The 6065-nt window shown below is 73.2% G+C and carries 5 protein-coding genes and 1 tRNA gene; 4 read left to right on the forward strand and 2 right to left on the reverse strand.

Annotated elements, in window-relative coordinates; all coding sequences use genetic code 11:
* Both CCL05_RS38815 and CCL05_RS38820 read left to right on the forward strand, forming a co-directional pair.
* A partial coding sequence (locus CCL05_RS38815) for an MFS transporter (RefSeq protein WP_107400572.1) occupies positions 1–961 on the forward strand: 961 nt, incomplete at its 5' end.
* A 335-nt stretch (positions 962–1296) separates the two neighbouring features.
* Positions 1297–3258, forward strand: a complete 1962-nt coding sequence (locus CCL05_RS38820) for a helix-turn-helix domain-containing protein (protein ID WP_086565320.1) — start codon at positions 1297–1299, stop codon at positions 3256–3258.
* Here the strand turns inward: CCL05_RS38820 and CCL05_RS38825 are convergent.
* Positions 3246–4460: an IS701 family transposase gene (locus tag CCL05_RS38825; RefSeq protein ID WP_244204546.1), complete on the reverse strand. Its 1215-nt coding sequence runs from the start codon at positions 4458–4460 to the stop codon at positions 3246–3248. The two genes, CCL05_RS38820 and CCL05_RS38825, sit on opposite strands and share 13 nt — an antisense overlap.
* Positions 4461–4815: 355 nt before the next feature.
* On the opposite strand from CCL05_RS38825, the gene CCL05_RS38830 reads away from it, so the two are divergent.
* Both CCL05_RS38830 and CCL05_RS38835 read left to right on the forward strand, forming a co-directional pair.
* Positions 4816–5523 (forward strand): DsbA family oxidoreductase, encoded by a 708-nt coding sequence (locus CCL05_RS38830; protein ID WP_086565321.1) that lies wholly within the window; start codon positions 4816–4818, stop codon positions 5521–5523.
* Positions 5516–5737, forward strand: a complete 222-nt coding sequence (locus tag CCL05_RS38835) for a hypothetical protein (protein WP_086565322.1) — start codon at positions 5516–5518, stop codon at positions 5735–5737. Before CCL05_RS38830 ends, CCL05_RS38835 begins: the two co-directional genes overlap by 8 nt.
* A 67-nt stretch (positions 5738–5804) precedes the next feature.
* Here the strand turns inward: CCL05_RS38835 and CCL05_RS38840 are convergent.
* A tRNA-Pro gene (locus CCL05_RS38840) sits at positions 5805–5878 on the reverse strand.
* Positions 5879–6065 lie beyond the last annotated feature (187 nt).

The raw sequence follows: 6065 nt of genomic DNA on the forward strand, positions 1-6065 counted from the left end.
CACCGCCCTCACCGCCTGCGGTCTGCTCGTCCTGCTGGGGGCGGGCCTGGTGGCCGGCATACCCGTCCTGCCGGTGCTCGTCCTGGGGACCGCCCTGATGGGCCTCGGCACGGCCGGCCTCACGGCGACGGCCATGAGCCTGGCCGGCTCGCCCCGCGCCATGGGACTGGTCACCGCCTCGCTCGCCGTGGTGGGTTCGACGGCCCCGCTGGCCGGTTCCCTCGTCAACGACCTGCTGTCCTGGCAGGCCACCCTCGCGCTGCCCGTGCTGAGCGCGGTGGCCGTCCCCTTCGCCGTGGCCCGGTGCGCGCACGGCGCCCCGGTCACCCGGGAGCCGTTCGACCCGCTGGGCGCGGTGCTGCTGACCGCGCTGGTCACCGCTCTGGTGTTCGTGCCGCACCAGCCGCTGGTCGCCGGCGTGTGCTCCGTCCTCGCCGCGGGGCTGCTGGCGGCCCGGGTGCGCGCTCGGCCGCGGGGTTTCGTGCCCGCCGTCCTGGTCCGCAACCCGGGCTTCCTGGTCTCGGCGGGCCTCGCGTTGTGCCTGGCGGTGGTCAACTTCGGCATGATGTACGCGATTCCGGAACGGCTGGAGGACCACACGTCGTGGTCGACCAGCGAGATCGGCGTCGCCATGGTGTGGCCGCTGCTGCTGGGCGGCGCCCTGTCCTGGTTCGTCGTGGCGGTCTCGGCGCGGACGGGACGCCGGGCGGTGATCACCGCTCTGGCCGGTCTCGCCGTCCTGGGGGTCGTGCTGGCGGTCGCCGGCACCTCCGCCCTGGTCCTGCTGGCCGCCCAGGCCCTGACGTCGATCGCGGCGGCGTCGGGCCAGGGAGCGTTCGCGGTGCACGCCGCCTCGGCCGTGCCCGACGACCAACGCCCGCCGGCCATCGGCATGTTCAACCTGTCGTATCTCCTCGGCGCTGCCTTCGGGCCCGCCATCGTCTCGCTCCTGGCGCTCTGAGCACCGCCGTCCGCTACAGGTGCGCCGTCACACCCAGTGAGTGTGACGGCGCACACCGCGCTTCCCAAAACACCTCTGCATGCGCCAACTGGCATAATCGCCAGGAGGGTTCGCGAAAGGACAGTGCGCCTGCCGGGTCGTCGGCCGGCACGGGTCCGGTCCGCAGGCCACCAGGTGACCATGTGGGGAGAGGCTGTGGCTCTCGGGGCGCGGGCACGGCTCGCGGAACGCACGCGGGAGTCCTCCCGTTGCTGCGGTGAGGCCGTGGCCCGTCCGACTCGGCCGTCGTGCACCGTCACTGCCGGCGGTTGGGGAACGAGACACCGGAGGGCCTCGTGTCGCAGAAGAAGGACGAAGCCGTGGCGGCCGTGCTGGCCCTGCTGGACCTCCTGGCCGGCGAGGGGTCGGCCAACCGCTTCGAAGCGGTGGTCGAGGAGGCCCGCAAACAGGGCGTGACCGGCGCCGACCTGCGCAGGGTGGAACAGACCAAACGGCTGGCCCTGGGCATCCAGGCCCGGCTGGAGCGCCGCCAGCAGTGGAGCGCCGCCCTCGCCACGCTCGTCGACACCGCCTCCGACCTGGCGAGCGCGCACACCGTCGAGGACACCCTCAAGATCATCACCCGCCGGGCGCGGCTGCTGCTGGGCGCCGACGTCTCCTGGGTCACCCTGCCCGCCGACGACGGCGGGGGGTTCCGGCTGCACTCGCTCGACGGGCACGTCACGATGCTGAACGCGCGGCTGCGATTACCGAGGGGAGCCGGGCTGGCGTCCGCCGTGCTGGCGCACCGTGCGCCGCTGTGGACCTCCGACTACCTGACGGACGACAGTTTCCGGCACGCCGGCGAACTCGATCGGTGGATCAGCGCCGAAGGGCTGCACGCCGTCCTCGCCGTGCCGTTGAGCCGGGCCGCCGGCACCGAGGGATCGCTGCACGTGGCGGACCGCAGCGTGCGCCACTTCTCCGCCGACGAGACAGCGCTCGTGAACATGCTCGCCGAGATCGGCGGCGTGGCCCTGGACCGGGCCCTGCACCTGGACGAGACGCGGGAGGAGACGGCGGCCCTGCGGGAGCGGGTGCTCGGCGCGGAGGCCGAACTGGCCGACGCGCGCGGCCTGGTCGCCACGCAGGGGGCCCTGCTCGACCTGGTGCTCGGTGGCTGCGATCCACAGCTGCTGGTGGAGGAGTGCCACCTCGGGCTGGGTGCTCCCGTGCTGCTGTGCGGTCCGCACGGCACGGCGATCGCCGCCTCCGGGGACCTGTCCGAGACCACCCGCGAACAGTTCGCCCGCGCCGCGAAGGACACCGGGCTGCTGCTGGATCCCTCCCCCGCCCTCCTGGACGGCGGCATCTGGTCCGTGCCGCTCCTGGCCGGCAGTCACCACCTGGGCGCCCTGTACGTCCAGGCCGGTCCCACGCTGTCCGGCGACACCGCGGAACTGCTGCGGTGCGCGGCCCGGGCAGCCGCGTTGCTGCTCTTGCTCCAGGAGGGCGGCGGCACGGTCGTGGAGGGGCAGTTCCGGGACGAACTGCTCGACGATCTGCTGATCAGCGTGCCCCGGCCCCGGGACCTGCTCGAGCGGCGCGCCCGCCGGCTGGGCATCGGGCTGGACCAGCCGCACGTCGTCGTGATCGCCCGCTTCGAGGGGGACGCGCAGGCGCACGCGGTGACCCGGGCGTCGTCCTGCGCGCGTCGTGTGAACGGGCTGCACACCACGCACGAGGGCGACATCGTGCTGCTGCTGCCGGGCACCGACCCGGGCGCCGCCGCCCGGACGGTGCACGACGAACTGTCGTCCCTGCCCGGCCGTCCGCCCACGGTCAGCGGCTCCGGACCCGTGTCGGACCCCGGTGCGGTCCTCCACGGGTACCGGGAAGCGGCACGCTGCCTCGACGCGATGACCGCCCTCGGCGTCACCGGAACCTCGACCTCGACCCACGAGATGGGGTTCATGGGCCTGCTGCTCTCGGACCAGGTGGATGCCGAAAGGTTCATCCAGAGCACGATAGGTGCCGTGCTCGACTACGACGAGCAGCGGCTGACGGAGCTGATCCGCACGCTGGACGCCTACTTCGACACCGGCGGGAGCCCGACGTACGCGGCCGAGAAGCTCCACGTGCACCCCAACACCGTGGCCCGCCGGCTGGAGCGCATCGGTGACCTGATCGGCCCCGACTGGCAGCGGCCCGAACGTGCCCTGGAGATCCAGCTCGCGCTCCGCATGTCCCGGATACGGCACGTGCTGCGGGAGCGCGAGGAGCCGGCCGGGGACGCCGCCGGGGATCAGGACGCGTAGTCGAGCTCGCCGTCGTCGGTGTCGCCCAGAGCCGACAGGGCGTGCGCGGCCGAGGCGAGGGTCACGTGCCGGTGCCAGCCGCGGTAGGAGCGTCCGGCGAAGTCGCGGAGCCCCACCTGGTCGGCCGCCCGGGCGAAGTCCTGGTCGACCCGGCGGACCATCGCCCGCATCCGCATCCAGAACGCGGGCGGGACCGACGTCAGGTCCGTCAGCCACACCTCCCTCGGCCGCCGCCGGTCGTTGGTGCCCACCCCGAGCAGGAGCAGGTCACACAGCCCGGTTCCGGTCCGCCGGCTCGACGGGCCGGGCAGCGCCACGCGTACGGCGGTGACGAGCCCGGAGCGCCGGACCGCTCCTCCGCCGCCGTCCGGCCACACCACCGGCCGCTGCAGGCCCCGGCTCGCGCTCATGATCTGGCGCACCGGCCTGGGGGTGGTGTCGAAACCCTTGAGCGCGGGGTCCGCCACCGACAGCCGCAGGGAGTCGTCGACCCTGAGCATCATCGGCATGCCCAGGTCGAGGAGCCCCGACACCGTCGAGCCGACGTCACCCCCGCGGGCGTCCATCACCACGGGGCGGGGCGGCAGTTGCCACGCCGCGGTCTCCAGGACGGCCTGGAGCGCGCATTCGCCCAGGGTCTCCGCCGACGCGTCGTCCGGTATCGACGCACGGCGCCGGCGTTCCTCGGCGAACCAGGACGGGGAGAGCTGCAGTCGCCAGTTGACCGGCACGCTCATCTCCTCGGCGACCGACCACACGCCCACGGCCTGCTGGGCGTTGAGCATCTGGCCGTGCTCCGGGAAGAAGCGCCGCTCCACCCCGACGGAGTGGCGCCCGGCCTTGGGGATGACCATCGGCCGCACCACCCACGCCTGTGGCGGGACGGCACTCACCACGTACCGGGCCAGTGCCCGGCGCACCGGCCCCCATTCCCAACTGGAGTCGCTGATGAAGTGGTGCAGGCTCTGTTCCGTCGCCTGTCCCCCGACGAGCGCGGCGATGTTGCGTATCGACTTGCGTCCCCTCACCTCCAGCAAACCTCGTATGTACTCCATGCCCTTGCGGCGTTGGTCGCTGCGGGGCAGGGAGGCGAACAGCAGTGAGCACATCTCCGGCAGCGACACGGTGCACGGAGGTGCGTACGGCGGCTCGTGCATGGTCGGACTCTGCGCTCGGTCGGGGCTCAGCGCGACCACACTCATGAACGGACCCTCCATCAGGAGTAGACGAAGACGATCCGAAGGGCTGCCCGTCCAATGTGCGGTACACGGCGCGCCGGTCCCAGGTACACGGAGCACAGGACTTGCGACGAGTGGCGGTGGCCGGGCCACCATCGCGTCCCCGCCCCCGGGATGCCCGATCCGGAACCCGTCCTTCCAGCTGTGTCCGGACCACCGCCGCGGTCGACGAGCACCCCTTCCGGGGCTCTTTCAGGGGGACTTGACAGAGTGGCGGCGGGGTCGGGCACCGGGCGCCGCAGGCGCGTCACCATGGAGTTCCGTGCCGCCGCACACCCGGCGGGGACCCGGGTGTGGTCCCGCCACCAAGGAGGACACCATGAGCGCTGCCCCGGAGCCACGGCCCGTCACCGTCTGGTCGGATCCGGGGTGTCCCTGGGCCACCCTCGCGCTGCACACGCTGCGCACGACGGCCCGCGAACGCGGGCAGGACCTGCTGATCGACCACCGGGCGTTCCCGCTGGAGCTGTTCAACCACCAGCCCACGCCCAAGTTCATCGTGGAGCCCGAGATCGTGGTGATCTCCGCACACCGCCCGGACCTCGGCTGGCGCCTGTGGGCGGGGCGGGAGTACGACTACCCGTCGACGATGCTGCCCGTGATGGAAGCCGTCCAGGCCGCGAAGGACCCGCTGATCGGCGGCCTGCGCGGCAGCGACGAGCTGGACGCCGGTCTGCGGCACGCGTTCTACGTCGAGAGCCGCTGCGTCAGCATCCTCTCGGAGATCCTCGACGTGGCCGCCTCGTGCGAGCACGTGGACGAACAGGCCCTGGGCCGCGCCCTGGAGCGCGGTGCCGGGCGGGCCGAGGTCTACGAGCAGTTCCGCGTCGCCCAGGGCCCCGGCGTGCAGGGCAGCCCCCATCTGTTCGCGCCCGGCGGGTACGCGGCCCACAACCCCGGCGCGCACGTCGAGTGGACGAAGGACCCCGATGAGGGCGGCGTGCCGCGTCTCGACCGCTACGACCCGTCGTGGGCCGGGGAGCTGCTCGACCTGCTGGCGGAGGGGAGGCAGCCCGCCGGTGCCTGAGACGAGGGACCTGACCCTCTCGGCGGCCGCGTACGACCGCTTCGCCGCGGCGGCCGCGGCCGAGGGGGTGTCGGTACGCACGTACCTGGAACGGATCGCGGAGCGGACGGCCGGCGGGCTGCCCGGGCCGGGTGCGCAACGGGCCGCGGCCGGGCCGGAAGCCGATCTGCGGCTGGTGGCGCTGGGGATCTGCGACCCGGCGACGCGCGCGTGAGAGGGGGACAGGGCAAGAGGCCGTGTCGAACCCTCCGACACGGCCTCCGGCCTGCTGTTCCAGCAAGTCGGGACGACAGGATTTGAACCTGCGACCCCTTGACCCCCAGTCAAGTGCGCTACCAAGCTGCGCCACGTCCCGATGCGCCTCGCGCGGGGTGAACCGCGTGATCGCGCAGGTCAACCCTACCGCATACTGGAAGGGGGCTTCAGCCGCGCGGGCCCCGGGGCGTGTATGTGGTCCGCGTTGGGCGCCGGGTGGCCGGGCAGGTGGTCGCCGGGCGGCACGGGTTCGTCGCGGTGGCCGCGCCGGCCGCCCATCCGGGCGC

Origin of the sequence: Streptomyces africanus (assembly GCF_002150735.1) — a bacterium.
Lineage (GTDB): Bacteria > Actinomycetota > Actinomycetes > Streptomycetales > Streptomycetaceae > Streptomyces > Streptomyces africanus.